At 60.7% G+C, this 3,224-nt stretch carries 4 protein-coding genes; all 4 read left to right on the top strand.

What is annotated here, in order from left to right; all coding sequences use genetic code 11:
- Positions 1-157 precede the first annotated feature (157 nt).
- The 4 genes from QMX86_RS27700 (at position 158) to QMX86_RS27685 (ending at position 3,137) form a co-directional block, all read left to right on the top strand.
- Positions 158-604: a DUF411 domain-containing protein gene (locus tag QMX86_RS27700; RefSeq protein WP_016774649.1), complete on the top strand. Its 447-nt coding sequence runs from the start codon at positions 158-160 to the stop codon at positions 602-604.
- Positions 604-1,038 carry a YqaA family protein gene (locus QMX86_RS27695; RefSeq protein ID WP_243243077.1) on the top strand — a complete coding sequence of 145 codons (435 nt, stop codon included), beginning with the start codon at positions 604-606 and terminating at the stop codon, positions 1,036-1,038. The genes QMX86_RS27700 and QMX86_RS27695 overlap by 1 nt, the downstream gene beginning before the upstream one ends.
- Positions 1,039-1,124: 86 nt before the next feature.
- On the top strand, positions 1,125-2,171 hold the full coding sequence (locus QMX86_RS27690) for an alpha/beta hydrolase (protein ID WP_110645230.1): 1,047 nt from the start codon (positions 1,125-1,127) through the stop codon (positions 2,169-2,171).
- Positions 2,172-2,183: 12 nt separating this feature from the next.
- On the top strand, positions 2,184-3,137 hold the full coding sequence (locus QMX86_RS27685) for a D-2-hydroxyacid dehydrogenase family protein (RefSeq protein WP_282387739.1): 954 nt from the start codon (positions 2,184-2,186) through the stop codon (positions 3,135-3,137).
- Positions 3,138-3,224: the final 87 nt, after the last annotated feature.

Here is a 3,224-nt window from a genome sequence, read left to right as displayed (position 1 = left end):
CTGTATCTGCGGCTGGTCAACCGCATTCGCGAGCAGGCTCGCTCCCACATTGGTTCGGCTGTCTTGTAGCAACTGGAAACACTCAGTTGATGCCGGGATGGAAAAACCGGTCAAAATGCGTTCTTGCTGACCTTCACCGAGTCGAGAGCCCATTCCCATGCGAAGCCAACTGCGTCTGCTAACCCTGAGCGCCCTGTTCATCTCCTCCTTGGCGCAAGCCGCCGAACTGATCCCGATCGAAGTGCACCGCGATGCCAATTGCGGCTGCTGCAAGAAATGGATCAGCCATCTCGAAGCCAATGGCTTCAAAGTCGAAGATCACGTCGAAAGCGACATGAGCAGCTTTAAACAGCAGCACGGCGTACCACCGCGTCTGGCGTCCTGCCACACGGCGATCATCAATGGCAAATTCGTTGAAGGCCATGTGCCGGCCGATCAGGTGCTTGCGTTGAGCAAGCGCGACGATCTGCTGGGTGTGGCTGCGCCGGGCATGCCAATGGGCTCGCCGGGCATGGAAATGGACGGCATGAGCGATGCGTACCAAGTGATCGGCCTGAAGAAGGACGGCGCTGACGTGGTAGTGGCGGACTACCCGGCCCGTTGATGGGGGCAGCCTACTTCGGCCTGTTCTTTGCTGCGTTTGGTGCGGCAACTTTGTTGCCATTGCAATCCGAAGCGCTGCTGGTCGGCCTGATCGTCAGCGAGCGTTACTGGCTGTGGGGTTTGCTCGCGGTAGCGACGCTGGGCAACGTGCTCGGTTCACTGGTCAACTGGTGGCTGGGCCGTGGCATCGAGCGCTTTCAGGATCGACGCTGGTTCCCGGTCAGCCCAAAGCATATGGCCAAGGCGCGCAAGCACTATGAGCGCTATGGGCATTGGTCGCTGCTGCTCAGTTGGCTGCCGGTGATCGGCGATCCGCTGACCTTGATAGCAGGCGTCATGCGCGAACCGCTCGGGCGCTTTCTGTTGATCGTCACCCTGGCCAAAGGCGCGCGCTATGGCGTGCTGGCCTTGCTGACCCTGGGCTGGCTCTGTTGAACCAACCCTCAGTGTGATTGCCTTTGTTTAACGTCGGCGTAATCCCGACCTTCCAGAGTCGGCCAATTTTCAAGGAGTTTGTGCTTATGTCCGTCACGCTTTCCCGCTGGCTGCCCGGCCTCGTCCTCAGCGCTGCCCTGCCAATAATGGCGCACGCAGCCACTGAAACCGCCCCCGCCGAAGGGCCTGCCTACGGCCCGGAGCTGCAGGGCTTCCAATACCCCTACACGCTTAAACACTTCGCCTTCGAATCCCAGGGCCAGAAACTGCAAATGGGTTACATGGACGTCGCCGCCAATGGCAAGGCCAACGGCCGCACCGTGGTGCTGATGCACGGCAAGAATTTCTGCGCGGCGACCTGGGACAGTTCGATCAAGGCCTTGAGCGATGCCGGCTATCGCGTGATTGCGCCGGACCAGATCGGCTTCTGCACCTCCAGCAAACCCGAGCACTATCAATACAGCTTCCAGCAACTGGCGACCAACACCCAGCAATTGCTCAAGGCGTTGGGCATTCAGAAAGCCACTGTGCTCGGCCACTCTACCGGCGGCATGCTCGCCACCCGTTATGCGCTGCTGTTCCCGGAGCAGGTCGATCAATTGGCGATGGTCAACCCGATCGGTCTGGAAGACTGGAAAGCCCTCGGCGTTCCCTATCGCACCGTCGATCAGTGGTATCAGCGTGAGTTGAAAGTCACGGCCAAGGGCATTCGCGACTATGAGCGCACCACTTATTACGACGGCCGCTGGAAGCCGGAATTCGATCGCTGGGTCGACATGCTCGCCGGTCTGAGCAAAGGTCCGGGCAAGACCCAGGTCGCGTGGAACTCGGCGCTGATCTACGACATGATCTTCACCCAGCCGGTGTACTACGAGTTCAAGGACCTGAAGATGCCGACCCTGTTGCTGATCGGCACCTCCGACACCACCGCCATCGGCAAGGACCTCGCACCGCCGGAAGTCAAAGCGAAAATCGGCCACTACGAGGTGCTCGGCAAACAGGTCGCCAAGCTGATTCCGCAGTCGACGCTGATCGAATTCCCGGGCATGGGTCATGCGCCACAAATGGAGGAACCGGAAAAATTCCATCAGGCGCTGCTCGGCTGGCTGGGCAAGACTCCTTCCGCTCCATGATGAGGTAAGCCGATGACGGTGCAGATTGCAGTGATCGATGACTGGCAGGACGTGGCACGCGACGTGGTCGACTGGTCCGTGCTGGAGAGCATTGGTGAAGTGACCTTTGTGCATGATTACCCGGCCGACAACGCGGCACTGGCCGAGCGCCTCGGCCAGTACGAGGTGATCTGCGTCATGCGCGAACGCACGCGCTTCGACGCCGACTTGCTCGGGCGCTTGCCCAATCTGAAGTTGCTGGTCACCGGCGGCATGCGCAATGCCGCGCTGGACATGCCGGCCGCTGCAGCGCTGGGCATCAAGGTCTGCGGCACCGACAGTTACAAACATGCCGCGCCGGAACTGACCTGGGCGCTGATCATGGCGGCCACCCGTGATCTGGTGAAGGAAGCCAATGCCTTGCGCGCCGGCCAGTGGCAACAGGGCCTCGGCGGCGATCTGCACGGCAAGACGCTGGGTATTCTCGGTTTGGGCAGCATCGGCCAGCGCGTCGCGCAGTTCGGCCAGGTGTTCGGCATGCGGGTAATCGCCTGGAGCGAAAACCTCACCGCCGAACGCGCTGAACAGGCCGGCGTGACGTACGTCAGCAAGCAGCAATTGTTCGAACAGGCCGACGTGCTGTCGGTGCATCTGGTGCTCAGCGAACGCAGTCGCGGTCTGGTTGATGCGCAAGCGCTGGAGTGGATGAAACCGAGCGCGCTGCTGGTCAACACTGCTCGCGGGCCGATCGTCGATGAAGCGGCGTTGATCAAGGCGCTACAGAAACGGCGCATTGCCGGGGCAGCGCTGGACGTGTTCGAGCAAGAGCCTTTGCCGGCCCTGCACCCGTTTCGCACGCTGGACAATGTCCTCGCCACGCCCCATGTGGGATATGTCAGTCGGCAGAATTACGAGCAGTTCTTCCGGCAGATGATCGGGGATATTCAGGGATGGGCAGCCGGGGAGCCGGTGCGTCTGTTGAATTGAGTCTTTGACTCGAGAGTCGTAGTGCTTCAACCGGCCCCTTCGCGAGCAAGCTCGCTCCCACATTGGAATGCATTCATCCTTTGGGAG

The organism is Pseudomonas sp. PS01270, from assembly GCF_029959775.1.
GTDB lineage: Bacteria > Pseudomonadota > Gammaproteobacteria > Pseudomonadales > Pseudomonadaceae > Aquipseudomonas > Aquipseudomonas atacamensis.
This window is presented reverse-complemented; position numbering and strand designations above follow the sequence as displayed.